Source organism: Thermoactinomyces sp. CICC 10523, assembly GCF_016055105.1.
GTDB lineage: Bacteria > Bacillota > Bacilli > Thermoactinomycetales > Thermoactinomycetaceae > Thermoactinomyces_A > Thermoactinomyces_A daqus.
In genome coordinates this window covers 136743-163679 of record NZ_JAECVX010000006.1, presented here as the reverse complement: position 1 = coordinate 163679, position 26937 = coordinate 136743, and the positions used below count along the sequence as shown (strand labels likewise).

At 51.8% G+C, this 26937-nt stretch carries 24 protein-coding genes; 8 read left to right on the top strand and 16 right to left on the bottom strand.

The genetic code is table 11. From position 1 onward, the window contains the following. Positions 1 to 65 precede the first annotated feature (65 nt). The 5 genes from I8U19_RS09735 (at position 66) to I8U19_RS09715 (ending at position 6608) form a co-directional block, all read left to right on the top strand. Positions 66 to 1448, top strand: a complete 1383-nt coding sequence (locus tag I8U19_RS09735; RefSeq protein ID WP_033099895.1) for a UDP-N-acetylmuramoyl-tripeptide--D-alanyl-D-alanine ligase — start codon at positions 66 to 68, stop codon at positions 1446 to 1448. A 357-nt stretch (positions 1449 to 1805) separates the two neighbouring features. Next, the gene (locus tag I8U19_RS09730) at positions 1806 to 3107 is read left to right on the top strand and encodes an NCS2 family permease (protein WP_033099894.1); all 1302 of its coding nucleotides are present in this window, start codon (positions 1806 to 1808) and stop codon (positions 3105 to 3107) included. A 222-nt stretch (positions 3108 to 3329) separates the two neighbouring features. Further along, the gene (locus I8U19_RS09725; protein WP_198055785.1) at positions 3330 to 4346 is read left to right on the top strand and encodes an NAD-dependent epimerase/dehydratase family protein; all 1017 of its coding nucleotides are present in this window, start codon (positions 3330 to 3332) and stop codon (positions 4344 to 4346) included. 2 nt (positions 4347 to 4348) lie between these two features. Then, positions 4349 to 5443, top strand: a complete 1095-nt coding sequence (locus I8U19_RS09720) for a dihydrodipicolinate synthase family protein (RefSeq protein WP_198055784.1) — start codon at positions 4349 to 4351, stop codon at positions 5441 to 5443. Between the two features lie 37 nt (positions 5444 to 5480). Further along, positions 5481 to 6608 (top strand): mandelate racemase/muconate lactonizing enzyme family protein, encoded by a 1128-nt coding sequence (locus I8U19_RS09715; RefSeq protein ID WP_198055783.1) that lies wholly within the window; start codon positions 5481 to 5483, stop codon positions 6606 to 6608. Between the two features lie 92 nt (positions 6609 to 6700). Here the strand turns inward: I8U19_RS09715 and I8U19_RS09710 are convergent, their stop codons facing one another. Then, positions 6701 to 7564: a LysR family transcriptional regulator gene (locus tag I8U19_RS09710; RefSeq protein WP_198055782.1), complete on the bottom strand. Its 864-nt coding sequence runs from the start codon at positions 7562 to 7564 to the stop codon at positions 6701 to 6703. Between the two features lie 128 nt (positions 7565 to 7692). Between I8U19_RS09710 and I8U19_RS09705 the strand changes: the two genes are divergently transcribed. Together I8U19_RS09705 and I8U19_RS09700 are read left to right on the top strand one after the other, a co-directional pair. Further along, complete coding sequence (locus tag I8U19_RS09705; protein WP_033099889.1) at positions 7693 to 9117, top strand: NAD-dependent succinate-semialdehyde dehydrogenase; 1425 nt, start codon at positions 7693 to 7695, stop codon at positions 9115 to 9117. A gap of 76 nt (positions 9118 to 9193) precedes the next feature. After that, the gene (locus I8U19_RS09700) at positions 9194 to 9760 is read left to right on the top strand and encodes an FUSC family protein (protein ID WP_081943708.1); all 567 of its coding nucleotides are present in this window, start codon (positions 9194 to 9196) and stop codon (positions 9758 to 9760) included. A 203-nt stretch (positions 9761 to 9963) separates the two neighbouring features. On the opposite strand, the gene I8U19_RS09695 is transcribed toward I8U19_RS09700, so the two are convergent. The 3 genes from I8U19_RS09695 to I8U19_RS09685 form a co-directional block, all read right to left on the bottom strand. After that, complete coding sequence (locus tag I8U19_RS09695) at positions 9964 to 10308, bottom strand: cupin domain-containing protein (protein ID WP_033099888.1); 345 nt, start codon at positions 10306 to 10308, stop codon at positions 9964 to 9966. A 171-nt stretch (positions 10309 to 10479) separates the two neighbouring features. Then, positions 10480 to 11646 (bottom strand): iron-containing alcohol dehydrogenase, encoded by a 1167-nt coding sequence (locus tag I8U19_RS09690; RefSeq protein ID WP_198055781.1) that lies wholly within the window; start codon positions 11644 to 11646, stop codon positions 10480 to 10482. A 104-nt stretch (positions 11647 to 11750) separates the two neighbouring features. Further along, positions 11751 to 12608 (bottom strand): DUF421 domain-containing protein, encoded by an 858-nt coding sequence (locus I8U19_RS09685; protein WP_033099715.1) that lies wholly within the window; start codon positions 12606 to 12608, stop codon positions 11751 to 11753. A gap of 113 nt (positions 12609 to 12721) precedes the next feature. On the opposite strand from I8U19_RS09685, the gene I8U19_RS09680 reads away from it, so the two are divergent. Beyond that, positions 12722 to 12928, top strand: coding sequence for a DUF1657 domain-containing protein (locus tag I8U19_RS09680; RefSeq protein WP_033099714.1), 207 nt, complete (start codon positions 12722 to 12724; stop codon positions 12926 to 12928). A 114-nt stretch (positions 12929 to 13042) separates the two neighbouring features. Here I8U19_RS09680 and I8U19_RS09675 read toward each other — a convergent pair whose 3' ends face one another. From I8U19_RS09675 to I8U19_RS09625, 12 genes are all read right to left on the bottom strand, one after another. Beyond that, positions 13043 to 14350, bottom strand: coding sequence for an ammonium transporter (locus I8U19_RS09675; RefSeq protein WP_081943694.1), 1308 nt, complete (start codon positions 14348 to 14350; stop codon positions 13043 to 13045). 125 nt (positions 14351 to 14475) lie between these two features. Next, positions 14476 to 16683 (bottom strand): YheC/YheD family protein, encoded by a 2208-nt coding sequence (locus I8U19_RS09670; protein ID WP_198055780.1) that lies wholly within the window; start codon positions 16681 to 16683, stop codon positions 14476 to 14478. A gap of 103 nt (positions 16684 to 16786) precedes the next feature. Then, the gene (locus I8U19_RS09665; protein WP_033099712.1) at positions 16787 to 17512 is read right to left on the bottom strand and encodes a DnaD domain protein; all 726 of its coding nucleotides are present in this window, start codon (positions 17510 to 17512) and stop codon (positions 16787 to 16789) included. A 116-nt stretch (positions 17513 to 17628) separates the two neighbouring features. After that, positions 17629 to 18921, bottom strand: coding sequence for an asparagine--tRNA ligase (gene asnS / locus I8U19_RS09660; RefSeq protein ID WP_033099711.1), 1293 nt, complete (start codon positions 18919 to 18921; stop codon positions 17629 to 17631). A gap of 198 nt (positions 18922 to 19119) precedes the next feature. Next, positions 19120 to 19875 (bottom strand): sugar isomerase domain-containing protein, encoded by a 756-nt coding sequence (locus tag I8U19_RS09655; RefSeq protein WP_370589769.1) that lies wholly within the window; start codon positions 19873 to 19875, stop codon positions 19120 to 19122. A 24-nt stretch (positions 19876 to 19899) separates the two neighbouring features. Then, the gene (locus I8U19_RS17285) at positions 19900 to 20238 is read right to left on the bottom strand and encodes a hypothetical protein (RefSeq protein WP_232337249.1); all 339 of its coding nucleotides are present in this window, start codon (positions 20236 to 20238) and stop codon (positions 19900 to 19902) included. Beyond that, positions 20213 to 21049, bottom strand: coding sequence for an N-acetylglucosamine-6-phosphate deacetylase (locus I8U19_RS09650; RefSeq protein ID WP_232337248.1), 837 nt, complete (start codon positions 21047 to 21049; stop codon positions 20213 to 20215). The genes I8U19_RS17285 and I8U19_RS09650 overlap by 26 nt, the downstream gene beginning before the upstream one ends. Next, positions 21036 to 21806 carry a glucosamine-6-phosphate deaminase gene (locus I8U19_RS09645; RefSeq protein WP_198055820.1) on the bottom strand — a complete coding sequence of 257 codons (771 nt, stop codon included), beginning with the start codon at positions 21804 to 21806 and terminating at the stop codon, positions 21036 to 21038. Before I8U19_RS09645 ends, I8U19_RS09650 begins: the two co-directional genes overlap by 14 nt. A gap of 59 nt (positions 21807 to 21865) precedes the next feature. After that, the gene (locus I8U19_RS09640) at positions 21866 to 23353 is read right to left on the bottom strand and encodes a sodium:solute symporter family protein (protein WP_198055779.1); all 1488 of its coding nucleotides are present in this window, start codon (positions 23351 to 23353) and stop codon (positions 21866 to 21868) included. A 140-nt stretch (positions 23354 to 23493) separates the two neighbouring features. Continuing rightward, positions 23494 to 24543 (bottom strand): SIS domain-containing protein, encoded by a 1050-nt coding sequence (locus I8U19_RS09635; protein WP_198055778.1) that lies wholly within the window; start codon positions 24541 to 24543, stop codon positions 23494 to 23496. Beyond that, positions 24543 to 25562, bottom strand: coding sequence for an ROK family protein (locus I8U19_RS09630; RefSeq protein WP_052153960.1), 1020 nt, complete (start codon positions 25560 to 25562; stop codon positions 24543 to 24545). The genes I8U19_RS09635 and I8U19_RS09630 overlap by 1 nt, the downstream gene beginning before the upstream one ends. A 49-nt stretch (positions 25563 to 25611) precedes the next feature. Further along, positions 25612 to 26904, bottom strand: coding sequence for a neutral/alkaline non-lysosomal ceramidase N-terminal domain-containing protein (locus tag I8U19_RS09625; RefSeq protein ID WP_198055777.1), 1293 nt, complete (start codon positions 26902 to 26904; stop codon positions 25612 to 25614). Positions 26905 to 26937 lie beyond the last annotated feature (33 nt).

The following is a 26937-nucleotide window of genomic DNA, read 5'->3' as shown; positions in this document are numbered from 1 at the left end:
TAAAGCAACACATGGCCTGGGTGGCTATTGATCAGTGATGAAACCAGCCTAGGGAGGAAACGGGAATGAAAACAATCTCGCTCGGCAAAATGGCACAAGTGATGGACGGAACACTCATCCAAGCCAATCCCGCCAAACTTGTTCAATCCGTTAATTTTGGCAATCCCAAATCATTAAAACCCCATCAAGTTTACTTTTTCAGCCGGAAGGTCAATTGGGAAAAAAAGCAGCTGCCCGCCATTCAAAGGATCAAACCGATAGCTGTCGTGCTTCCGCCATATGTTTCCAGCCATGCTTTGCCAAAGGAAGTCGGTCTGATCCGCACGCGTGATGCTTTCGCCGCCTTCTGGAAAATCGCAAAATGGAACTGGGAACAATGCAAACCGCTCCGCGTGATCGGCATTACCGGAAGCGCCGGCAAATCGACAACGACTGAGATGGTCGCTTCCATCCTGAAAAATCACGGTCCGATGGTAAAAACGAAGGACAACCTGAACACATTCGTGTTCCTGCCTTCATATTTGACTCGGCTGAACCCGAACACAAAACTCCTCTTATTGGAAATGGGCATGAAATCGCTGAACAACATCATTCGCCAGTGTAAGATAGTCAAACCCGAAATCGGTGTCATCACCAATGTAGGGGAGGCACACGCCGGCGCCTTGGGCGGGATCGACCTGGTTGTGAAAGCGAAACAGGAAATGGTAGACGGAGTGCGCCCGGGCGGAGTGTTGTTTTTAAATGCTGACAATGCCCGTTCCCGCAAACTGAATCTCAGCCGTTTCAAAGGAACCGTCTATACATTCGGTATTGAAAACCCCGCCGACATCAGAGGAAGCAACATCCACTACACCCGAACCGGCATGAACTTTGTGGCTTCGATCGGCAACGAGTCGTTTCCCGTTTGGATTCCCACCTTCGGAACCCACAATGTCTATAATGCCCTGGCCGCCATCGGAGTCGCATGGGCTTACGGCGCGAGCAAAAGCGAAATTCAAAAAGGACTTGCCACTTTCCAGGCTCCCAAGATGCGTTTGCAATTTATCCGCGGCCGGTATGGGCGCATCTTGATCAATGACGCTTGGAATGCAAATCCGACGGCGATGAAAGCAGGATTGGAAGTATTAAAAAATGTAGGGGGAACAAGGCCGAAGATCGCTGTCCTCGGCAATATGCTGGAGCTGGGGAAATATACCCGGGCGGCGCATGAACTGGTGGGCCGATATGCAGCCACCATGGAACTGGATCAATTGATCACGGTCGGCAAATACGGACGATTCATCGCAAAGGCCGCCGTGGAAAGCGGGATGAACAAAAACAAGGTATTTAACTTTACAAAGTCGAGTCAATTGCTCCGTCACTTGGCCCGTTCTCCCAAAAACGCAATCATCTATTTCAAAGCCTCGCGAAATCTGCATTTGGAAAAGATCGTGAAGAGATTGAAATAACTCCGCAGATGCAGGCCATTCTTAAGAATACAGGGGGATGAATTGAAGGATTGGTGGAACCGGCTGTTTATCCGCATGTTTCGGCCGGGACACTTGCCCGTTTCAGCCATCCGTGGCAAAAGTCGCTGCCGGTCTGAGGAATTTCCACTCCAATTCCTTCGTCGCGTTCAAGCGGTTGTGAGAAAATCCCCCTGTTGAGAGTGGTCCTTTTTGTGGTTTTTCGTTTGCGAAGCAAACTTGTTTATAACCATGCACATTATTGACAACAATGCCTTCTTCTTTCTATAATGAATGAATTAAAAATCGCTTTTGACGATTTTGGGTTGGGAGAGGGGCTACAATGAGGAAGGAAATGAAGTGGAGGCGTTACAAGCACGTTTAAATAAAAACAAATGGAAAACAACGGCCAAACAAGAGATCATGGCCGGGGTTCTTTCGTTTTTTACCGCTGCTTATATTATCGTTGTCAATTCTTCGATCCTGGCCGATGCCGGCATTCCGCTTGAAGGCGCCATCATCGCAACGGCGCTTTCCAGCTTTGTCGGCTGTTTGCTCATGGGCTTCTGGAGCAATACGCCGATTTTGCTCGCCCCCGGCTTGGGGATCAATGCCTTGTTTACCTATACGTTGGTCAAATCGATGGGATTGTCTTGGCAGGCGGCACTGGCATCCGTGGTGGCCGCCGGGTTGATGTTTGCCCTGATTGCGTTCAGCAAGCTGGCCGATCTGGTCACAAAAGCAATCCCCGATACGCTGAAAAATGCGATTACTGTCGGGATCGGACTGCTTCTTACGTTTATCGGCCTGCAAAAAGGCGGCGTGATTCATCCCGGTAAAACCACGTTTATCGAATTGGCCGACTTTCGCTCACCAGCCTTGTTGGTCACCCTTCTGACCCTGGTGATCACAATTTTCCTGTTTGTCAAAAACGTTCCCGGCAACCTGCTGATCAGTATCGTGGCCGGCACGATTTTGTCCTATGCCTTTGGTGCGGCGAAAGTGGAACATTTCTCCTGGGAGGGGCTCAACTTAAACAGTTTTACTTCCGTTTTTATGGCACCATCCTGGTCCGGGGTTTTGTCCGTTCCCTTCTGGGCAGCCGCTTTTTCGTTGGCATTGGTGCTGGTGTTTGAAAATATCGGCTTGATTCACGGACACTTGCACATGCTGGGCCAAACGGACGCCCATCTCTTTAAAAAAGCGTTTCAGGCCAACGCCCTTTCGGTGATCACCTGCGGTTTTTTGGGAACCAGTCCCACCGTCGCGACCGTCGAGAGCGCAGCCGGGATTGCTGCCGGCGGGAAAACAGGCTTGACGGCGATCACAACCGGAAGCTTATTTCTGCTTTCGCTTTTTTTCATCCCGGTGATCAAGTTGATTCCCGATCCGGCGATCGCCCCGATTTTGATCCTGATTGGCGGGCTGATGCTGGAAAACATCAAAAATATTCCCTTGAATGATCTGACTGAAGGTTTTCCCGCTTATATCATCATCGCGTTTATTCCGCTGACGTTCAGCATCGAAAACGGGATTGCCTTCGGATTCATCGTTTATCCGGTGATGAAACTGTTTACGGGGCGGGCAAAGGAAGTGGCTTTTCCGCTCTATATCATTGCCGGGCTGTTCCTGCTGCACTTTGTCAGCCAGGCATTCCAGTAAAAATGCAAACAGAAGGCTTTTACTTTGCAAAGCAACTTGCAGGGTAAAAGCCTTTTTTACTTCCGCCGTCTTCGGATGAATTGCAATTGAAACGCGAAACCGCGGGTTTGGTGCGAAACCGGTTGGGCAAATGCCCCGTCCTTCCACCTTGAAGCGATTTGTTTTCCCTTCCTCCGGGAAAATAAGAAAAAGATCCTGCTACAAGGGGGCAGATGAAATCTGATGAAAAGTGTTCAGGAGCTGGAGCGAAAGTTGTCCGAACCTTCCGTAAAATTGACGGAGACTCTGGCTAAGTTGGATGGAGATCTTCTCATCCTCGGCGCCGGAGGCAAAATGGGACCCAGCCTGGCAAGATTGGCAAAAAACGCCATTGATGAGGCTGGCGCAAAGAAAAAAGTATTTGCCGTTTCCCGCTTCTCATCGGGAAATCTGCGGGAGGAATTGGAAGCATCCGGAATTGAAACCATCGCCGCCGACCTCTTGAACGAAGAGCAATTGCAATCATTGCCGGACGTAAAAAACGTCATTTTTATGGCGGGAAACAAATTTGGCACAACGGGTCGGGAATATTACAGCTGGGCGATGAATGCTTATCTCCCCGGGCGGGTCGCCGAGAAGTACCGCCATTCCCGGATTGTCTCCTTTTCCACCGGAAATGTATATCCGCTTACTCCCGTTTCCATGCAGGGCGTCACCGAAGATCATCCCACGGCCCCTGTCGGGGAGTACGCGCAATCCTGTTTGGGACGGGAACGGGTTTTTGAGTATTTCTCCCGTCTCCACAAAATCCCGATGGTGCACTTTCGCCTGAATTACGCAAATGATCTGCGGTATGGGGTGCTCCTGGAAATCGCCCGGTCTGTCTATGAAAGAAAACCCATTGATCTGCGCATGGGTCATGTCAATGTAATCTGGCAGGGGGATGCCAATGAATTCGCTCTGCGTTCCCTGGCCATTTGCGAATGTCCTCCCCGCATTTTAAATGTAACCGGCCCGGAAACCGTCTCCATCCACTGGCTGGCGAAAGAATTTGCCAAGCGTTTCAATGTCGAACCGGAATTTCATCATGATGAAGAAAATACGGCTTTGTTAAGCAATGCATCAGAGTCCCATAAGCTGTTTGGTTATCCCCGGGTTACTCTGAAGCAAATGATCGACTGGACGGCCGACTGGGTTGCCTCCGGCGGTGAAACGCTGGATAAACCCACCCACTTTCAGGAACGAAAAGGAGCTTTTTGACCATGAACAGCGGAAAAGAATGCAGACCGGAAATCAAAGATGCCTTGCATGAAGGTGTGGTGATTCCGGCCCATCCGCTGGCATTGAATCGTTCAAGACAGTTGGATGAACAGCGGCAGCGGGCCTTGACGCGATATTACATGGCGGCGGGAGCAGGAGGAATTGCCGTTGCCGTCCATACAACGCAGTTTGAGATCAGGGAGCATCATCTGCTGGAACCGGTATTGCGCCTGGCTGCCGAGGAAGTGGAACATGCCGGGCTGAACCGGCCTTTCATCAAAGTAGCCGGCATCTGCGGGCCGGACGATCAGGCCCTGCGGGAAGCCGAATTGGCTGCCGGACTCGGTTATGATCTGGGTCTGCTCAGTGTGAACGGTTTGCAGGAACTGTCCGAAGAAAAACTGATTCAACGGGCGGAAAAAGTGGCAGAAATCATTCCTGTATTCGGCTTCTACCTTCAGCCTTCGGTCGGCGGAAGATACCTCAGTTTCGACTTCTGGAAAGCATTCGCGGACATCCCCGGTGTGATGGCAATCAAAATCGCCCCCTTCAACCGTTACCAAACGCTGGATGTAGTCAGGGCAGTCTGCCATGCGAAGCGATGTGAGGAAATCGCCCTTTACACCGGCAATGATGACAATATCGTCGCAGACCTGCTGACCACTTATCGCTTCCGGGTCAACGGGAAGTGGACAGAAAAGAAAATCGCCGGCGGCCTGCTCGGACACTGGGCCGTCTGGACCAAGAAAGCCGTCGAACTCTTTGAAGAAATCAAATCGATCCGCGACAACCGGCAACCGATTCCGCCCCGTCTTCTGGAGCTTGCAGTGCAGATAACCGACTGCAATGCCGCCTTTTTTGACTCCGCCAACCGCTTTGCCGGATGCATCGCCGGAATTCATGAAGTCCTCCGCCGCCAGGGACTGCTGGAGGGCCGCTGGTGCCTCAACCCCGATGAAGTCTTGTCACCGGGGCAACTGGAGGAAATTGACCGGGTCTACCGCGAGTATCCGCACTTGAATGACGATGCATTTATCGCCCGGCACAAAGAGCAATGGTTATCTCCAAGGAGCAGGAATAACGGAAGCGGGGCATAGAGATTGACAGTGACGCGGGAAAGGTAAGGGTGTAAAGATGAAAATCAGCAAAATCGAAGTTTTTCCGTTAACATTGCCGATGAAACAAAATTTCTTTATCTCCGGCGGGAAAGTCGGGGATCTGGGACAAGGTGCACCCCATGTTTATGTCAAAATCACCGATGATGAAGGGGCGGAAGGTTGGGGGGAAGCCCGGCCCAGCCACCGCTGGAGCTATGAAACCCTTGAATCGGTCACCACGACAATTGAACATTATTTAAAACCGGTTCTGCTCGGCGAATCCGTCCGCGATTTGAACCGGATTCACCGGTTGATGGACCGGAGTATCGCCGCCGGATTCAGCAAAGGAATGCCGATCGCCAAAGCAGCCGTCGACATGGCCATTCATGATCTGCTCGCCAAACACCATGGAACCCACCTCCCCGGGCTCTGGATGGGCACCTTTAAAGACACGATCCGCCTTTCTTACCTGATCAGCACCAACGATCCTGACCAGGCCTGCAAAAAAGCACGAGAGGCCAAGGAAAACGGATACCTGGCCATTGACGTCAAAATCGGGTTGAATCCAAAACTGGACGTCCAAATCCTGGAGGCGGTTAAACAAGCGGCACCCGAACTCTATTTTCGGGCAGATGCCAATCAGGCCTACACTTTGACAGAGGCCGTGCGCTTATCCCGGGAAATGGAACGAATCGGCGTTGACGTGTTTGAACAGCCCCTCAAGGCAAACGATCTGACCGGACACGCCGAATTGCGCCGAAAAACCGGTATCCCGATCGCCTTGGATGAAAGCATTTGGTCAGCTGGCGATCTGATCCAGGCGATCCGCACCGAAGCATGTGATATGGTCGTAATCAAAGTGACAAAAACGGGCGGGCTCAAAGAAGCAAGGTTATGCGGGGAAATTGCCAAAGAAGCCAACTTGGGTTTGCTGGGAGGAGGACTGACGGAATCGACGCTGGGCTTGACCGCCAGCGCCCATCTGTTCAATTATCTCGATCTGCAAATCCCGGTGGATTTAAACGGGCCGTTCTTTCTTGCCGATGATCCGGCAGCGGACGGATTGCAGGTGCGGAATGGAACCGTCCATTTGTCCGGCCGGGAGGGGATCGGGTGTACAATCGCGGAGGAAAAAATTCAGAAATATGCGTTTAAACGTGAATAGACCACAAGCGAGACAGCGGGGAGAAAGGTTGGGCAACCCGCCATTCTCCCCCGATCCTTTTTTGATCACAGTGCCGGTGGACAAAACCCGTATCAATAAGGACTGAACAATAGAGATAAAAGCAGCTTCCCCATATCCGGATTCCGTGAAATGAGAGAAATGACTCGTTTCATTTTAAAATCCACGATAGGAAGCGCCTTGATTCTTGACTGATCTGCGTGATGAGTAAAAATTTCGGGCAGAATCGATACTCCTAAATTTGCCGAGATAAAGCCGATGATACTCTGTCCGAAATCAATTTCAGAAGAGATTTTCAGATCAGCGTTATGAATTTTAAATGCTTTTTCCAACAATATCCGAACGTCACAGGAAGGGGGCAGCACCACGAGAGATTCATCCTTAACATCATTAAAATAAATGTGATCCCGTTTAGCCAGGGGGTGTTGACGGTGAACAAATAAATAAAAAGGTTCGCTAAAGAGTTGTTTCGACCAATAAGGGTGTTGTATTTCCCTGTCATCCAATAATGCGACATCGATGATTCCTTCACGCAAAAAACGCAAAATCTCCTTATAGCTATAAGAAACTTTAATGCTGATTTCCCGATCCTTATGGCTTTTTTTAGCCGCGGCCAGCCGATCCGGAAGATAAAAAGCAGCAATACTCGGCCAAGTGCCTATCTTGATCCCCGTTATTCCTTTCGTCATTAAAATATCCTTACGGATCGAATGGATTTTACGCAAGACAGGCTCGATCTCTTCAAACAAAATTTTTCCGGCTTCTGTTAATTCCACTCCCGTTGCAGAACGTATAAACAAAGTTGCGCCCAGATCCTCTTCCAATTTTCTCATTTGCTTGCTCAATGCCGGTTGAGTCATGTGAAGTTGTTCGCTTGCCTTTGTCAAGCTCTTAGCTTTGGCCGTTATTAAAAAGGCTTCAAGCCATTCTACATTCATTCCGATCACCCATAACCATTTGTTATACCCTTAAGAGAGAAAGGAAGTACTTAATCAATTAAATCCATGATAATCTAGGGGTATCTTCAGAGCAACAAAGTCATCTTGGATCAAAAGGAGGCCATTCCATGCATCCTGATAAAATGTACATCAACGGTCGATGGATTGATGCCATCAATAAAATCGACGTCATAAACCCGGCTACAAAGAAGATCATAGGATCTGTTCCCAATGGAGGGGCAACAGAGGCCAAAATGGCAGTAGAAGCTGCTTACCCAGCTTTTCAAAAATGGTCCAAGCAACCTGCCGAAGAACGCGGCAAATTACTTATGAAATGGTTTGATTTAATCGAGAAGCATAAAGATGAACTGGCGGAAATCATGACACTGGAACAAGGGAAACCTCTGCAGGAAGCAAGAGGAGAAATCACCTATGCGAATAGTTTTATTTCTTGGTACGCAGAAGAAGGAAAACGAATTTACGGTGAAACGATTCCGGCTTCTTCTCCTGATAAACGGATCTTTGTCCAGAAACAGCCCGTTGGTGTCATCGCCGCTATCACTCCTTGGAATTTCCCCGCGGCAATGATTACAAGAAAAGTGGCACCAGCCCTCGCCGCCGGGTGTACCGTTGTATTAAAACCTTCTGAAGAAACCCCTTTTACAGCATTGAAACTGGCCGAACTGGCTGACCAAGCCGGCATCCCAAACGGGGTGCTCAATGTCGTAACGGGAGATGCAGAATCGATTGCAAATGCTTGGCAAAAAGACAGCCGGGTCCGCAAACTAACTTTTACCGGTTCGACACCAGTGGGAAAAATCCTCATGCGGGGAGCAGCGGATACGGTAAAAAAAATATCTCTTGAATTGGGCGGACACGCTCCCCTGATTGTCACAGCCCAGGCTGATATAGATAAAGCCGTGGATGGTGCCATTGCTTCCAAATTCCGCAATGCCGGACAAACTTGTATCTGTACCAATCGAATCTTGGCAGATGAATCAATCGCTGAAGAATTTACGGTGAAATTGGCAGAGAAAGCAGCAAAACTGAAAGTGGGTAATGGATTGGAAGAAAGCACCGACATTGGGCCGTTAATTAATGAAGAAGCGGTTAAAAAAGTCATAAAGCATATTGAAGATGCGAAACAAAAAGGCGGCCGGGTCTTGACCGGCGGAAACAGATTAACGAATCAAAAGGGATATTTTATCGAACCAACCGTGATTGCCAATGCCAAAGATGACATGCTTTGCATGGTTGAAGAAACATTTGGTCCGCTCATTCCCGTCGCAACGTTCAAAACCATCGATGAAGCAATCGAACGCGCCAATAACAGTTCTTATGGTCTGGCGGCCTATGTGTATACAGAAAATCTCAGGGAAGCCGTTTATATCTCAGAAGCATTAGAATATGGCATTGTTGGGGTGAATGATGGCGCACCTTCAGCAGCACAAGCACCGTTTGGCGGATTTAAAGAGAGTGGATTGGGCCGTGAAGGAAGTCGTTATGGCATCGAAGAATTTTTGGAGATAAAATACATTTCACTCGGTTTATAAGGCATTCCGTTACAATCAGCCCCTTCAAAAACGCGGGGCTTTTTTTGTGAAGCAAATCAGCAAAGGGGGAGCACTGATGAATATCAAAGCGAAAATCGAAAAGACAGGATCACTGCTCACCTCGATCGGAGTTACGTTACCCATATTCAAGACAGCTCTCGCAGCGGGAATATCGTGGTGGTTAGCGACTTTATTTCTGCCTCATTTTTTTCCTTATTTGGCACCTTTAGCTGCTGTATTGGTGTCCAATGCCACCGCAGCTGAATCCCTTGAAAAAGCGAAAAATCGCATATCCGGGGTAATTGGCGGAGTCATGCTAAGCATTTTGATCGCACACTGGATTCCGGTTTCGGGAGTTGCTGTTTTCCTCAGTGTTTTGATCGGGCTGGCACTTGCAACACTTTTGAAACTGAATCAAGAGATTGCAAATCAGATCGGCGTGAGTGTGATCATGGTTTTGGCCTTTATAAATTCTCCGGGATATGAATGGGCGCGAATTTTGGAAACGATATTCGGTTCGATCATCGCCATCTTCATCAATGTAATTTTGATACCACCAAAAACCTTATCCAGCAAAATAAAAAAGATGCATCGGATGAAGAGAAAAAAGAGAAGCCTGATCACTGATGCTCCACACGGCTGAATCCATGGAATTCCCGGCTTCTTCCGCCGCAAAGGCCGCTGCAGATAAGACCTCTTGCAGGGTTTGAAAATGAGGTTTGTCGACCGTCTGAAACCCGGCAATTCATACGCCGGGTTCAGCTTGTTGACCAAGTCCGTTTTTCTCCGGTCGGCAAGCTTCTGTTTTGATAACGCCTCTTGCCGCCATGATCTTGAAGAGATTGATCAATCGCGCAAAACCACCCGGTCCCCTTTGCTCGTCGGTTGGGAAATCACCAAAAATTCGATCTCCTGTCCGGACTTATTCATCATGTGATGGGGCACTCGCGGCGGAATCTCGATCCCTTCCTGCTCATGCAACTGAATCACTTCCCCTTCAACCTCGATGGTGGCCACTCCCTTCAAGACAAAGAAAAACTGCCGCGCCTGTTCATGATAATGCCTGACTTCTTCCGTACCGGCCGGCATTCGCTCATGGATCACGCTCAATTCTTCCCGTTTCACCAGATGCCATCCGTCACATTGCTGTCCCCAAATATAATGTTCTGCCGTATTTTTGCTGATCTTCATCGGTTTGCTCCTTTCCCGTCAAGTTTTCGGCCAATATCACGATTCCTCCGTTTTTTGTCCCTTTGCTCGCATGAGGCCCATTCATCAGCCGCCATCATGTTGGATCAATTCGGGAACGGTAAAAAACCCCTGCGACCCATCACAGTGCAGGGGTTTTTTCGTCCTCCGGCTTTACAGGGACATTTTCAGGATTTCGTAGACGTCTTGTTTGGTCAGTTCTCTGAAACGGCCAACCGTACCGTTGGGGCTGACCGCTTTTTCCGCCATGAGCTCCAGTTTGGCGTCATCGATCCCGTAGTCGGCCAGACGATTGGGGGCGCCGATCGAATTCCAGAAACCGCGCAAACGGTCAATTCCTTCCTCGGCAACCTGACGGTCCGTTTTCCCGGTCGGATCAACGCCAAAGACGCGAACAGCCAACTGCTTCATTTTCGGCGTGGCCACATCCAGGTTGTAACGAATCAGGTTCGGGAAAATGATGGCCAACCCGCCGCCGTGCGGAATGTCATAGACAGCGGAAACAGCGTGTTCGATGCCGTGTGTTGCCCAATCTCCCTGCATCCCCTGATTGATCACGCCGTTCAGAGCCATCGTTCCGCAGAACAGGATCGTTTCCCTGCTTTCGTAATCCTCCAGGTTTTCAAGGAGTTTGGGGGCTGTTTCCATCACTGTGGTCAAAAGCGACTCGACCATGCGCTCATTATAGGGCACATTGGGTGCATGGCTGAAATAGTGTTCCAGCGCGTGGGACATCATGTCCACGATCCCGTAAACGGTTTGGTCGCGTGGCACGGTAAAGGTGTGAACCGGATCGAGAATGGAGAAACGCGGGAAAGAGTATGGGCTGCCCCAGCCGATTTTCTCTTGCGTTTCCCAGTTGGTGATGACGGAACCAGCGTTCATTTCCGAACCGGTTGCAGCGAGGGTGAGCACCGTGCCCAGAGGAAGCGCGCCCTTTGCCTCCGCCTTCTTGGTAATGATATCCCAGACATCTCCGTCATATTCAGCCCCGACAGCAATCGCTTTGGTCGCATCAATCACGCTTCCGCCGCCGACGGCAAGCAGGAAATCGATCTTCTCTTTTTTGCAGATTTCAATTCCCTTGTTCACAGTGGACAAGCGGGGATTTGGTTCCACTCCCGGCAGTTCAAACACTTCTGCGCCGATTTCATCCAGGAATTTACGGATGTTATCATAAATCCCGTTTCGCTTGATACTGCCGCCGCCATACACCAGAAGCACTTTTTTTCCGTACTTTGGCACTTCGTCTTTTAAAGCGGCCAGTGTCCCTTTACCAAAGATCAATTTGGTCGGATTATGAAAAACGAAATTCTGCAAAGAAAACACCTCTTTTATTATGTAAAATGGAATCCGCCTTTCTATTATAAGCGAAACAAAATCATTTCGCGACCCGAAAGAACGGCAATTTTTGCCGCTGTCTCTTACGTAGTCAGATAAGGCTTTAATCGGTCTATCACTTTTTCCAGTTTGGCGGCACATTCTCCGTACATCGCTTTGACGTCTTCCCGCTCGGTTGACAGAGCGAACATTTCCAAATCGGCTTCGCATTTTTTCAGAGTCGCCAGGAGCGCCGGTTTTTCTTGCGGTTTCGCCAGTTGGAGCTTGTCATCATACACATCGAGATACAGCTCGCCGCTGGAGTCGACTTGCCCGACAAATACATTTTCCAACTGCACCCCCTGCTTTTCCAGCTGTTCCTTGAGCCAGCGCCGATTACGGCCCAAGCGGAACAACGCTTCATCCAAAATGCTGCCATCCATAATCACGATTTCCGGTTCCCGTTCCTCCGCAACCTTCAGCCCCAGCATCTTGGGCGTCAGCGGAAGGCATTCCTTTTTCAGCATGACATCGATAATCCCGTTCGGTTCCATCACCGCAAACTCGACATCGGACAGCTTGAACACATTTTTCTTGCGCAGCTGGGACATCAACTCATCGATGGTGATTCTCTCTTTTTTCAGGTTATCCTCGAGCACTTTTCCCTCTTTGATCAAGACAGTGTCTTTGCCGTCCAGCCAGTCGCGGGCCGTCTTGCTCTTCAGCTGCAAGAAATGAATAAACAAAATGACCGCCACCCAGACGAGCAGGGAAATAAAACCCAAATATCCCTCTTTCATTTCCAGAGACATGTGGGCCGCCAGATTCCCGATGGTGATCCCGGTGATGTACTCAAACAGGGAGAGTTGGATAATCTGTCTTTTTCCCATCAACCGGGTCAACACAAACAAGACGACCACGGTTATCAATGTTTGTACAATCACTTGAATCCAATCCGCCATGTCGCAATCCCCACTAACTTTCAGTAATTTTTCTCTGTATAGTATGGAAGCATCCCAATCGGCCTATTCATCCCGATTTTTGCGCATATTAACAGCAGAAAGGAGTTTTGCTTATGACTGTTGCAGCCAAAGTAAAAACCTGCCTGGCTTCCCTTCGCAGTGCACAAGCAGGTTTGGAGCAGTTTTCCGTGGAATCGCAAACGCAGGACGCCAAAAAAGTCTTCTCTGAAGCAGCACAGACGGTGCTTGAGATCATTGAACAGGTAGAGCGTCGCGTCGGAGAGCTGGAACGGGAAGAACCGGAGTACAAAGGGTTTTGAGGAAACAATCGTCTCTTTTCAGCGCGTCACGGGAAGGAAGACTAAAAATCATTCAAAAAAGGGGCGAGGTCACCTTCCGAAGAGAACTCCGCCCCTATTTCCGTTCCTTTCTGCTCAAAGCACTTTTTGCCCCGATTCCCAAACGGTTTCACGACGATCCGGTGCTTCAACCCGGTTTACGGGAAACGGCAGACTGATATATCCGTAACGGCCGTGCTCGCTTAAATCCAACCCGTTCCGTTCTTCATGTTCGGATACGCGCAATCCGATCACCTTCTCCAGAACCCACAATGCCGCAAAGGAGGCTGCAGCCACAAATGCCATCGTGACAACAATCCCGAGCGCCTGGACAGCAAGCTGTTCCCATCCTCCGCCATAAAAGAGACCGGCTCTCCCAATTCCAACATTTTTCACCAGGTCGGGAGCAGCAAAAATCCCGCAGGATAACGTTCCCCAGACTCCTGCCGCCCCGTGGACAGAAGCGGCCGAGACCGGGTCATCGATTCCTTTTCGTTCAAACCATTTTCCTGAATAATATCCGACGGTTCCGGCAACCGCTCCGATCACCACCGCCGCCCATGGCCGGACAAAGGCGCAGGGGGCGGTAATGGCCACCAATGCAGACAGCGCTCCGTTTAAAGTCGCGGAAATATCGGCTTTACCGGTAGTGATGCGCGAGATGAAGTACATGGTCAAGGCTCCGGCGGCAGCAGCGAGGTTGGTCGTCAAGGCCGCATAGGCAAACAGTCCGTCCTGAACATGTGTGGCGCTGCCCGGATTAAAGCCGAACCATCCAAACCAGATGACAAAAACCCCCAACACCGTGTAAACCTGGTTATGACCGGGAATTTCAACGGACATTCCGCGTTTGTCAAATTTGCCCAGTCGCGGCTTCAACATCATCGTGGCCACCAGCGCCGCGACTCCGCCTTGGAGATGGACGACGGTGGAACCGGCAAAGTCTTGTTTTCCCAACAGATGGAGCCAGCCGTGTTCCCCCCAAACCCAATGCCCCACGACAGGGTAAATGAAGATGGAGTAAATGGCTCCAAAGACAATATAAATCCCCATTTTTCCTCTCTCAGCAAATCCACCCCAGGCGATGGCCAACGAAACGGCCAAAAAAGCAAACTGGAACAAGTAGGAAACCGAAATCGGCAATGCCCCCGAATCCTGGGGCAAATGCAAAAACCAACCCGTTGTGCCAATCCACTTGCCCTCACCAAAGGCAACCGCATAGCCGGCAACCCAGAAAGCGAGAGCGGCGACCGAAAAACCGATCACCTGTTTCACGGCGATATGCCCGGCATTTTTCGCTCTTGTCGAACCGACCTCCAGCAAAACAAATCCAACCTGCATCAGCATGACTAAAACGGCCGCCAGCATCATCCACATTGAGTCAAGTGCTTGATCCAGCCTCATGGTGATCCCCCGATTCCTCAATTATGTTATAATACCTTACATTTGTTTTGTATATTATCATACAGAGAGATCACCAACCACAATCATGTCAGATTTTTTTACAATAAAAAACTTGAGCAGATCGCTCAAGCCAACCGGTGATAAATTTCGCTTAATTCTTTGGCTCCTTTACTCCAGCCAAAATAGTTTTCCGCTCTTATGCGCGATTTTTTCCCCATTTCCTTCAGCTGATCCGGCCGGTTCAACCACTCGACCAATACTTTGGCAATGCGCTTGCTCAAACCCGGCCCCGGTGAGACCAAACGTCCATTCACCCCGTTTTCAACCAGTTCGCCAATCCCCCCGGTCTGCGTCGCCAAGATCGGCAGCCCGGTCGCCATCCCTTCCACTGTCACCAATCCAAATGCCTCTTTGCCAACTGACGGAACGACCAAAACATCAGCCAGTTGATAAACCGCAGGTAACCCCTGGTGCGGAATATGAGGCCACCAACGGATCTGTTCACCGTGCTCGCGCCCCAGCTGGCGGCATTTTCGCAAATAGCCGGTCTCCACGTTCCGCCCGTAAAAGCTGCTGCCGACGATTAACAGAACGGCAGCGGGATGCACCTCCCGCACTTGTTTAAAGGCTTCGATCAGCAAGTGCAACCCTTTTTGCGGAATAATCCTTCCGACATAGAGAATGACCGGGCGTCCGTTTAATTGATGCCGGATTCGCTCTTCAATCCTTCGCCGGCGAACGGCAGGATCGTGAATGGAAGCAAATTGGTGCAGATCCACCCCGAGCCAGATTTCTTTCAGCTTATGCATAATCTGGGGATACTCTTTTTTCAGGCAATCGGCCATGTATCGGCTGTTGGTCAAAATGAAATCATAGCGGGGCAGCAACTTTCTCAGCGCTTTGCGATTGGCGTACGGAGGGTTAAGGTAAGTGTGCGAATGCACAAAGAGGACTTTTTTGGCATTCGGAGCTGCTTTGGCCAGACGGTTTAAAAGGAGAGGCCGGTTTTCCACCTGGATGATATCCGGTTTCAGAAACTTGAGCGACTGTTCCACCCTTTTGTAATATTGCTGCGTCACGGGAGCTTTCAAGTCGAGCGCCGTCGCATCCGCCATCTCTTCCACCTGATTTCCCAGCAGCAACACATGATGGTTTTTTCCCAATTCCTTGGCCCAGGACCGGGCCACAATCTCAACAGAGCCGCTTTTTCCACCGTGAACAGGCAAATTTCCGGGGGTGATCAGGGCCACGGTCGGTTTTCCCGGCTTTTCTGCCGGCGGCTGGCGGTAAAGATAAGCGGCATATTCCATCGGTGCGGCAAAAGTGCGCCGCCACGATTCCAGATCACCGGCTTGATGGAAGGTAATGCGCAAATCACGTCCGTTGATTTCGATGATCCAGATATCTCCTTTTTCATCAATCGCCAAATCGAGACCCAAATCAGCCATCCCGGGAATGCTTTTTTCCAGCGCTTTGGCTGCCATCACCGCAACCCGCTCCATCTTTTCCCGCACCGATGCCGGTTTGGTAAATCCAGCTTCGACCATTACTTCGTCAAACCTGCGCGCTTTGCCGCCGACCGCCACATTGGTGGCCACGGCATTCTCTTTCCCTACCTTGGCTACGATACCGGTAACCTGCCACTGACCCGTTCCGTCTTTTTGAACAGAAACACGAAAATCGACGGGCCGCCGGTTGATCGTGAGCAGAGAAATCGGTTGCTGGACAATCACAGGAGCGTGAATATGTTTGTGAATCCAGGCCGGAAGCTGATTAAACGGAACTTCTCCCTTTGCCCCTTTGGCATCCTCAATCCAGATGGCCCCGTTTTTGTGCATCAGGCGGCAAACGCCGATCCCCAAACTTTTGTTCCGCGGCTTTATATAACAAGCACCGAAGCGGTCAAACATCTTCTGCAAAACGGGCTGTTGATAGAGAAAGGTTTCCGGGAGGTGCGGCTTTAACTCCGGTTCCCGCTCAAGAATCTGCGCTACTCTCCACTTATCCATGCGGTTATCCCTATTAAAGATGATCAATCCGGGCAGGGCTCGGAGAAGTTGATACTTCATCTGAAAGACGGCGGGTTTGATCCGGTTATGAATCACTTTGGGAAGAGGGTGGCGTTGTTGATGGTAACGCCCGTCAGGTTCTCTGGTAAATCCGTCTACGGTACGATCAGCCAATCTCACATGCTCAATCGTAAAGAAGATTGGTTTTAATCCCACTTGGCGTGCGGCCTGATCGTAATGGGGAAATACTTCGTACGGCGTGCGATCCCGGATGCAGTCGGAAAAAATATGGCGGCTTACCAAAACCCCTACCGTATCAGCCACAAACGATCCCCCCTTTCTCTCTAAGTGTATGCAACAAACAAATGCCTTAAAGAGGATAGCTGTCCCGGCGACAAAAAAATAGACGAAAGATTTCGCTCTTCCGTCATTCTTGATTCACCCAGTTATAAAAAGAGAAGCCGCTGGCCCGATGTTGTTTTTCTCTGATTCCGGACTGGTATAACATACCTTTTTGTCTGAATTTGCGCGAATACTCCACTGCTTCCTCCGCTGTCCGCACATTATTGCGCTGCCATTCAAACAAAATCCGGTCGATGTACCGGAAATTCAGCTTGCTGCAAAAGACCGCTTCCCGCAAGGCGGATTCAATCAATTCTTGCGAATATCCGTCTTCATCAATCCATCTCGCCAGCATTTGGCATTCCATCGGTGACAAAGGCCGGCCAAACTCTTGTTCAAACAGCTGGAAAACTCGATCGTATGTCTCCCCATCCAACTCTTCCTCCGCCGAATCCCGGTCAATAAATGAGGAAACCAGCTGTTGCATCAGCGGTACAAGGGAATAGCGTTCACTGCGGACTCCGTACTCGTTCACCTCATGTTCAATCCGCAAATAGCCGCCGCGCACCAGCCGCTGAATCATATCGACGATCTGTTCCTGTGTGAGATTCATCCTCATCTCCAATTCACTAACCGTCGGAAACAGCTTTTGTTCCTTCTCCTGAAAGAAAAGAATATGAATCAATAACATAACTTCCGTTTCAGATAATCCGACCCGTTTATACTCCGTCAATAAGAGAACGGGCAAAGAGAGGGAGCCCTGCTGCAGGAGTTGAACCAGAGCCGTCTGCACTGATCCTTTTCCATCCATGCTTATCCACCTCGCTTGTCTTTCTACTATACCACAGGAATTTTGGCGTAAAATAGACTTGAAAAATGGAAAAGCATCGGTTTGAACCGATGCCCCTCACTTGATCCCGATTCTCCTTACGGGTATAAACGGTTAAGCATACGCGGGAACGGAATGGTTTCGCGAACATGATCCAAGCCGCAGATCCACGCCACCGTCCGCTCCAGTCCGAGACCAAATCCCGAATGGGGAACAGTCCCGTATTTTCTGAGATCCAGGTACCATTGGTAAGCTTCGCGCGGAAGATTGTGAGCTTCATATCGCTTTTCCAGCAATTCGGGGTCGTCGATGCGCTGACTGCCCCCGATGATCTCCCCATATCCTTCCGGTGCAATCAGATCGGCGCATAACACCACTTCAGGGCGGTTGGGATCCGGCTTCATATAAAACGCCTTTACTTCAGTCGGGTAATGGGTGATAAATACCGGCCGGTCAAAGCTTTCCGCGATTTTAGTCTCATGCGGCGCCCCAAAGTCGTCCCCCCATTTAAAATCGGCAAAGCCTTCTTTATGCAGCAGTTCAACCGCTTCGTCATAGGTGATGCGCGGGAAAGGCGCCTTTACTTTTTCAAGGGCGGAGATGTCACGATCCAATGTTTTAAGCTCTGCCTGACAATGATCCAAAACGGATTGCACCACGTGGGCAAGCAGTTGTTCTTGGATCTTCAGGCTCTCCTCGTGATCGACAAAAGCCATTTCCGGTTCAATCATCCAAAACTCGATCAGATGGCGGCGCGTTTTCGATTTTTCGGCGCGAAACGTCGGGCCGAACGAGTACACTTTGCGCAGGGCCATCGCCGCCGCTTCCATGTACAGCTGACCGCTTTGCGTCAAATAAGCATCTTCATCGAAATACTTCGTGTGAAACAGATTGGTGGTTCCTTCACAGGAAGAAGGAGTCAGAATCGGCGGATCCACCCGCGTAAAGCCGTGTTTGTCCAAAAACGCCTGCACCGCCCGGATAATTTCCGCGCGGATGTTGAGGATGGCCCGCTGTTTCGGGGAACGAATCCACAGATGGCGGTGATCCATCAGAAAGTCGACACCGTGCTCCTTTTTGGCAATCGGATACTCGTCGGCAACCTGAATCACCTCGATCTTGGTCACGTCCAACTCAAAACCGCTCGGAGCGCGTTCATCCTGCCGGACAACGCCCCAAACATACAAGGAACTCTCTTGGGTCAACTTTTTTGCATCTTCCCAGATCTCGGGAGATACTTGATTTTTCAGCAAAACTCCCTGGATAAAACCAGTTCCGTCACGCAACTGCAAAAACATGATTTTTCCGCTCGAGCGTTTATTGTAAAGCCATGCGCCCAGTTTTACCTCTTGTCCGACATGCGCGGCTGCCTCTTTAATCGTCGTTAACACCTATGTACCCTCCATCCGAAATTATGACACTGAATTTTATTATACAACCGCGTATTTTAAACAGTCAACGAATCAGCGTCATTCCGTGTTCCGGAGTGAAACAAGCGAAAGACCCGGGCATCTCTTCCCGGGCCGAAAATCTGCTGAAACCCAAGCACTTCCGCAAAAGAAAGATCACAACGCGGCCTGATCAACGATCTACAGCTTTTTGATCCGTCCTTTGAAGCGATCAATAAACCGCGCATTGGCCTCGTCGCCGCCAAGGGCGTTTCCGCTCATCCAGATCGGCGGTGTCACTCCCTCCAGAACCAAAAGCTGTACCGCTTCCGCCATCAGGCTGTTCAACAGGTAAGCATTGGCAAAAGTGGAAATCGCCGCGACACGCTGCTCCAGACCGGGAATGCTGACAACCGCATCTCCCACTTCCACCTTGCAGTCCAAAACAACATCGACGAGTTCATACAGATTTTTCTTTGTCGGATGGCGGGCCGGATGGTTTTCCGGGGTCATGGCGGCATGTTGCACCGAGGTTACGCCGATCGTGGTCACCCCCCGCCGTTTTGCTTCCAGTGCCGCGTCGATGGTCGCCGCATTGATTCCGTAAGCATTGACGATGATGAGCAGATCACCGGCCCCGAGCTGGTAATCATCGATGACGATCGCTCCGTATCCCGGGGTGCGTTCGATCGCCATCGAGCGCAGGGCCCCCCCGCTTAAAAGCGTGCCTTCATCGAGAATCGCGCTGATGTGCATAAGCCCTCCGGCCCGGAAAAAGATTTCCTGCGCCCCCAGATTTGAATGGCCTCCGGGTCCGTAAACGTACACGATCTTGTCCTGTTTGACATGATCCGCGATCAATCGCGCGGCACGTTTGACCGCGTCCGCTTCTTCCCGCAACCTTTCCAGATGAGCCACGATTTTGCGAAAGTACTGCTCCATGACCGTTTCCGCCACGCGCCACTCCTCCTTTTCCGGTTGTCACCCAGTTTCATGCAGGACGCAACCTCGTTTAATCGTCCGGAAAATGCGGATTTCCCCGGCTGTCTGTTTAAAGACGGCCAGATCTGCCGGGGCTCCGGCCGTCAACCCCCGCAGCGCCGGCAACCCGAGGTAAGCAGCAGGCCTGACTGAGGCCATATCCCAAGCTTGGGGCAACTTGCAGAGTTGTTTCCGGATCAAATAGGACACACTCTGACGCAAAGTCTGCACCGAACCGGCCAACAGCTGCGGCTGCTCTTTCAGATGCAGTTTTCCCTCCGGCGTCAACACCACTTTCCCGCCGATATGCGTTTCATACTCCCCCGAGACTGACGACATCGCTGACCAGCATCGCCTTTTCCTTTTTCATGGCAAGAAAGACCTTCAACACGGAATCGGGCAAGTGAAATCCGTCACCGATCATCGTTGCCAGCAATTGATCTTCGGCGAGCTGATCCCAAATGTAGTTGGGGTGTCTCGGCAACATCGCATGTGCTCCATTGCCGAGGTGCGTGGACAGGCTCGCCCCCGCACGAACGGCAGCAGCGATCTGTTCTGTACCGGCTGCCGTGTGTCCGATCGCGACGCGTACACCGGTTCGGACACATTTTTCGATAAAATCGATGGCATCCGGCCACTCCGGCGAAAGCGTAACCAGGCGGATACGCCCGGCAGCCGCGTTTTGCCAGCGTTGGAACAGCGCCCAATCCGGGGGTTTTACATAAGCCGGATCATGGGCTCCGCGCGGTCCGTCTTCCGGCGAGATAAATGGCCCTTCCAGGTGAATGCCCGGAATGATCCGTTCGAGCAGAGGCTCTTCGCGGATTGCCGCCGCAATCACCCGCAGCGCTTCCTCAATGGCTTCATCGCTGTTGGTAATGACGGTTGGCAAATAAGCCGTCACTCCTTCCGCCCATAACATCCGGGTCAAGGAAAACAGCGCTTCAGCGGACAGCGGCAACGCATTCAGATCGATTCCGGCAAATCCATTCACTTGCAGATCGACGAAGCCCGGTGCCAGCCACGGTAAATCGTCACTTCTCTTGATATTGCGAATGTCGCGGATCCTGCCGTCCTCAATCTCAACGGCAACGGGAGATCCGGTTCGATAGTCCACCCCTTCAACCAGCCGGAGCTCAGTTTCCTGCATGCTGACTCCCCCCGTAAGACTCCCCGTCCAAATACAGAATACACTCCCCGTGTGTCCGCAGGATTGATGCCGGACAATCCGGAGAAACCGGACCCGTGAGCGTCCTGTGCACCGCCTGGCGTTTTGTGGGCCCCGGGACAACACAAATGAGATGACGGGCTGAGACGAGCGCTGGTACAGTCAGGGTCAATGCCGTTTTCGGAACAGAGGCAAGATCGGGAAAACATCCGTCGTGAACCTGCTGCTTCCTGCATGCCTCATCAAGCTCGACGGTTTTCACCACAACAGGATCGGCAAAATCGGCGACACCGGGATCGTTGAAAGCAATATGTCCGTTCTCTCCGATTCCGAGGCAGACAATATCAATCGGCGCTTCATTCAACAAGCGGGCATAGCGGATGCATTCCTGCTCCGGGTCATTACCCGGGATCATCAGGTGAACCGTGCCCGGTTGAACATGGCGAAACAAATGTTCCTGAAGGTATCGGGAAAACCGTTGCGGCGCATCCTCCGGCAGTCCGATGTACTCGTCCATGTGAAAGGCCGTCACACGCGTCCAGTCCACTCCGTCCGCACGGCAAAGGTGCTCAAGAAATTCATTTTGCGAGGGCGCCGCGGCAAAAACCATGCGCACTCTGCCCTGCCGGAACAATGTTTCCTTCATCTTCTCCACCGTCTTTGCCGCAGCGGCCATTCCCATCGCATTCCGATTCTCGAACACATGTACCTGCAAAGTATCCACCGTTTTCTTGATCATCGGTTCCAATCCCCGACTCACGGAAGCCTCCTCCTTCCTGTTTTTCCGTTTGCCGGCCATCATCCGGGCGATTCTGAATCCCCGGAATCCCCGCTGAGGACTTCCATCATTTGCTCCACTTCCGGGCGGCGGTTGCGGGTACACCAGCCCGTCACCGCAAAAACGATGGCCGATATCAGCACCGGCAACCCTTGTTGTGCCGCTTCACTGACGTCAAAGACGGTTTTGTCGAGCGCAAATGTGAACACTCCGGCCATGAGCGAGACGATGGCGGCTGCCGGTCCGCTGTTGCGAAACGCGGGCAACAACCCAAGCAGCATGGCAGCTGAGACCGGCCCGACCAAGGCCCCAAACCAGGAGACCAGGAGTCCCAGCACCCCGCCAAATGCTCTCTGTTCCACAGCCACGATCATGGTCAGCAAAACAAGCACCAGCGTCGTCGTGCGGGCGACGATCAACTCGCCCCGGCTGCTCAGCATGGTCCACTTGCCGCGCAGCCTCGGAAAAATATCGCGTGTGAAAACTGAGGAAATGGCATTCGCATCAGACGTGGTCATGGCCATCGTGTGGCTGAACATCCCGGCGAGAACCAATCCGGTCAGACCGTGCGGCAAAAACTTCGTCGCCAGCAAAGCATAAGATTGGTCGGGCTGCTTCAGATGCGGGAAGAAAATCGGCGCGGCCCACATCGGATAAAACAGAACCAGGGGCCAGAAGAGATAGAGGAAACCGGAGAGAAGCGCAGCCTTACGGGCTTCGGAACCGGACGGTGCTGCAATATATCGTTGGGCCAGGTTCCACGTGCCACCGTTGTAGCTGAAAAAATCGATCAGCAGAAACGCCAGCGCAAACCAGAGCGTATACGGCCCGGCAAACAAGTCCGAATGCCCCGCCGGCAACCGGCTCCACATCCCGGCAATCGCGCCGATCCCTCCTAGATTGGCCAGCACGATCACAAACATGGCAATCCCGGCGGCCAACTGGATGAGGAATTGTGCGAAGTCGGTCAAGGCATCAGCCCACAGCCCGCCGATCGTCGAGTAAATGAGCGATACACCACCTGAGAGCAGAATGCCGGCAGAGAGCGGAAGACCGGTAAACACTTGCAGGAGAATGGCAATCGCCGCCCACTTGGCACCGATATCGAAAACTTTTAACAAAATGCCGCTCCATGCCATGAGCTGGTGCGTCGGGACATTGTAACGAGTGGACAGGTATTCCAGCGGCGATCCGATTTGGTAATGCTCCCTTAAGCGCGTCCAGCGCGGAGCAATCGTAAAAGCCCCGGCAAAAACGGCAATCGACACCGGAACAGCCCACCACACGTAGATCGTGAACCCGTACTGGTAGGCAACGGCCGCATATGCCACAAACACGGCAGCACTGTAGCCGGACATGTGGTGAGACACTCCGGCGAGCCACCATGGCATTTTTCCGCCGGCCGTAAAATAATCCTCCGCATTTCCTACCCGGCGATATGACCAGACACCGATTCCAATCATCAACAGGAAATAGAGAATCAGGACGAGCCAGTCAATTGCCGCCATATATTGGCCCCCTTTTTTCAGTGATTTGATCCGCATGTCCGGTCGGATGGGTGCCGCGACCCTCCCCATTTTCAGGGCTTCACCCCCGGGGGCTTGCCGAATTTTCGCTCTTTGTACCCGCCGTCTCCAGTCCAGATAAGCTAGTTTTTCAACAAGACCACTTTATCCAGATTTCTCGGCCTGTCGGGATTCAGCCCCAAATCCAGCGTTCGGTAATAAGCCAGCAGCTGCAAAAACGGCAGATAAAGGACACCCCGGGCGAGATCTGTGAGGCCGCTGTTCAGTTCAATTTTGATATCGCATTGAAAATCTTCCAGCCGATCGCCGATGACCAATGCATTGGCACCAAATTTCCGCACATCATCGACAACATCCCGTTCGTAAGGCCGGATCGACTGGCTGCTCAGCAGGATGACCCGGCATTTTTCATCTAACACGGAAATCGGGCCATGCCGGAATTCGAGCGGATTAAATGTCTCGGAAAAAAGTTGCGTCATCTCTTTCAACTTCAACATTCCCTCATTGGCCAAGCCGAACTGTGCCCCCATCCCCAAATAAATATAATGGCTGAAATTCCGGTCTTTTCCGATATCCTTCGCCAGCGGCTCCACCCTGGCGATCACGTCTTCCCCGATTTCCGGCAACCGTTTTAATTCCCCCAGATATGCTTCATCTCCCGGCAGAATCCCCGCCAGCAGCTGTGCGGCCAGCAACATATTGGTAAAAGAACCAGTCATCACCACGCTGTTTTCCTGCACGTGCGACAAATGAAACACCGTATCCGCCTTATCGGCCAATTGGCTGGAAGGCCGGGTGGTGATGGCGAAACAATGGGCCAGCTTGTTCTGCCGTGCAAATTCAATTGCCCGGACAACTTCGGTAGTATTGCCCGAGCGGGAGCAGCCGACCAGTATCGTTTTTCTTTTTTTGGAAAATACGGAACCCGGGTTGAGAAACACTTCCGAAGCAGGCACCGACCAGGCGGGAAGTCCGGTTTTTTCCTGAAAAGCAGCCGCGGCGGCGATCGAAACATAGTAGGAGGTTCCGCAACCGGTAAAAATCACTTCCTCGGGCTGAAGTGCGGCAAATGTTTGTTTTACCTCATCCGCCCGGGACAATGCCATCCCGATTGTCTGCCTCCACGTCTCCGGTTGCCGTTTAATCTCTTGATAAGTGTGTGTTTGCACCATCATTTCTCCTCCCTATTTCCATTTCGGTGGTGCTGATGCAGCTGAGCGGGTGATGCCTCCTCCAATCTTTGCCTGGCAAGAAGCCCGCTGCCGATCACCCCGGCATCATCCAGCAATGTGGCCGTCCGTATGGTCAGACGCGCCCAATATCCTTTGTAAACAAAGCGCTTCAACTCCTCCCGGGCCGGGTGCAACAACCGTTCTCCCGCCCGGGCAACTCCCCCGCCGATCACGATCACATCCGGACTGAACAACGACACGGCATACGAAAGCGCCTTGCCCAATAACTTCCCGGTATGCTGCAGTACCTCGACTGCCACGGCATCACCGGCATCGTATGCTTTGGACACATCGGCCGCCGTGATTTTGCACAGATTTTCACCCGGAAACCACGACTGCAAAAGGCTTGATTTTCCATTGGCAATCGCCTCGCGAACCTGCCTGACGATGCCGGTGGCCGACGCAACGGTCTCCAGGCATCCGTACATGCCGCAAGCACAGGGAGCCTGTTCTCCGTCCATGCGAATATGACCGATTTCGCCTGCCATAAACCCGCTGCCGTAATACATCTGCCCCTGGTTGACCATCGCTGCGCCGATCCCGGTTCCGAGGGTAATGGCCAGCACATGATCATAACCCCTTCCGGCGCCTCTGATCGCTTCACCAAATGCGTACATTCTCACATCATTGTCTGCGAAAACCGGAATATTCAGTCTGTTTTGAAGCAACTTCACCACTTCGACATCCCGCCATCCCAGATTGCCGGCGAACCGCACCAGCCCGCGATCCGGATCGACCAGGCCGGGATTGCCAATGCCAACGGCCAGCACCTGTCCGGGAGCGATTTGTTCCGATGCCAGAAGCGACTTCACCATCCGGGCGATCTTGTCAATCACCTGTTCATAACCCAGATGCGCTTCGGTAGGCTCCTGGATTTTGTGAAGAAGATTGCCTCTGCCGTCCAACAGGCCACAGACGGTATTTGTGCCGCCTGCATCGATCCCCACCAGAAATTTCACGGTTTTATCCTCCTGCCCGGAATCCTTTACAGGAAATGAACTCCCCCGTTTATTTTTCTTCTATCAGATTGAGAATGGCCGAATAAATCTCCTCTTCGATCGAAGGGGCAAACGGAGCGGGCAACCCGAAGTACAACAGCGAATCCCGCGCTTCATAGCCCCCTTCCGCCACCTGCCCGGCTGTCGGCACATAACCGATCATCCCGTTACTGTATGGAACAGGCAGCACAGAACCGCCTAACTGCCGTTTGACAAACAGCCCGTATTCCACTACGATCTCCGCGTTCATCGTCAACAGTGACAATCCTTCCACAAGCTTCAGCCAATTGATCTTCAGCGGGATGCCGGGGCGAATCCGTTCCGGTTCCTGCAACAGCAATCTCGCCCATTCCCCTATCACGGTCGGCTGATCTTTCACCTGCTCCAACTCGGCCGTTGTCGGCAACTTCTGAAAAGGCAAAGAAATGCTGGCCGTTCTTCCCGTCAACCGGCAAGGCCGAAGCGATTCCATCGGTTGCTGCAAAAGGCGGATCGCCTCATTGGCAAGTGTGTTCCCCAGCATGGCGACTTCTTTCCTGCTTCCCCGATAAAATCGCCCTGACCTGACCAACGCGGGACGGATATCCCCGCAACATCCCTGCAAAAAAGCGGCCACTGCCTCCGCGTCCAAACTGCGCTCGATTTTTTCCATGGCCACGCCGGGATACTCGGGAGAAACGAAATTCTCTTCCGTTGTGGTCGGATGACAGGTAAAGTGAACAAGCACCGCTTTCGTCTGCCCTGACCGGGTATAAAAGCGCACCACATTCACTTCGGGATCAGCCGGCCCGTCCGGATTGGGGGCCATTTCCATCCTGCCGCCGATCCGTTTGCGGCGATGAATGCCGAAATGACACTCCCCTCTTCCCCGCTCCGCCATCACGGGTTCGACCCTGCCGGCTGCCGCTTCAATTCCCGCGAAGACCCGTTCTTCCAGCCTTTCCATATACCCGGAATCAGGTTTGCCCAACGAAGGGGTAAAGCGATAAGTGGTCTGCGGGGCGGAATGGGTATGAGTGGCATGCAGGATCACAAACGGTTCCCGGATTCCCCACCTTTCTGCCAACCGGTGTTGCAACCTTGCCGTCAATTCCTGGCCCCACCAGATAATGTCCGCCGATACGAGCACTGCAGCCCGTTTCCGGCCCAGGATCTCCTCTTGTTCAAAAAACAAAATTCTGGCGTAGAGGGGCTGCGATATTCCGTCAAAAGGCCCGGCCCGTTTCATAAAACCGGCCAAAGGAACCGGTTTGAGCGGAGTGATGTCCACTTTGGCCGTTCCCAGTGCCAGCATCGCCCTCATTCCGTTTCTCCCGCGCCGACGTTCCCGCCGCCC